The organism is Flavobacterium sp. WG21 (assembly GCF_000335775.1).
Taxonomy (GTDB): domain Bacteria; phylum Bacteroidota; class Bacteroidia; order Flavobacteriales; family Flavobacteriaceae; genus Flavobacterium; species Flavobacterium tructae.
In genome coordinates, this window is the sequence record NZ_AMYW01000072.1 from 1 (window position 1) to 1238 (window position 1238).

1 pseudogene is annotated in these 1238 nt (G+C 42.6%); it reads right to left on the reverse strand.

Going from position 1 to position 1238, the window contains the following annotated elements:
• A pseudogene (locus C245_RS23480) lies at positions 1-1238 on the reverse strand (hypothetical protein); the annotation flags it as partial.

Sequence of the window (1238 nt, forward strand, 5' to 3'; positions counted from 1 at the left end):
CCCGCTGTAACTAAAGTTGGTGTTCCCGGATCAGTAACGCTGATTACTACAGCCAATCTTACTGCACTTTCACAGTTCGTGATTGGATCTTTGATTACAGCATAATAAGTACCACTGGTTAAAGCTGTAGTAGAAGGAATAACGGTTCCTCCAGTCAACGCCGTATACCAAACAATATTGGCCTGATTAAATTGAACGCTTGCAAAAGTTGGAGCATTTACCAAACAGAAGTTTTGTGTTCCTGCTGTAACTAAAGTCGGGGTACCCGGATCAGTTACGCTTATTGTAATTGCCAATCTCACATTACTCTCACAGTTCGTGATTGGATCTTTGATGGCAGCATAATAAACTCCGGTAGTTAAAGCTGTAGTCGATGGAATTAAAGTTCCTCCGGTAAGCGCTGTGTACCAAACAATATTAGCAGCAACTGCAGGACTTACATCAATCGATGCAAAAGTTGGCGCATTCACCAAACAGAAATTCTGTGTAGTTTCCGTAATCACAGGAGTACCAGGATCGGTTACGCTAATGGTTATCGCTAATCGAACAGCACTTTCACAAAGAGTTACAGGATCTTTAATTGCAGCATAATAAACTCCGGTAGTCAAAGCTGTAGTCGATGGAATTAAAGTTCCTCCGGTAAGCGCTGTGTACCAAACAATATTTGCTGCAACGGCAGGACTTACATTGATTGATGCAAAAGTTGGTGCATTCACCAAACAGAAATTCTGTGTAGTTTCTGTAATCACAGGAGTTCCCGGATCAGTCACACTAATCGTTACCGCTAATCTAACAGCACTCTCACAATTGGTTACCGGATCTTTGATTACGGCATAATAGGTACCGCTGGTTAAAGCTGTTGTAGAAGGAATCACTGTTCCTCCAGTCAACGCCGTATACCATACAATATTGGCTTCATTAAACTGAACACTGGCAAAAGTCGGTGCGTTTACCAAACAGAAGTTTTGTGTTCCTGCTGTAACTAAAGTTGGTGTTCCCGGATCGGTAACACTGATCACTACCGCTAATCTTACCGCACTCTCACAATTGGTTACCGGATCTTTGATTACCGCATAATAAGTACCGCTGGTTAAAGCTGTAGTCGAAGGAATCACTGTTCCTCCAGTCAACGCTGTGTACCAAACGATATTGGCTTCATTAAACTGAACACTCGCAAAAGTCGGCGCATTGACCAAACAGAAGTTTTGTGTTCCTGCTGTAACTAAAGTTGGTGTCCC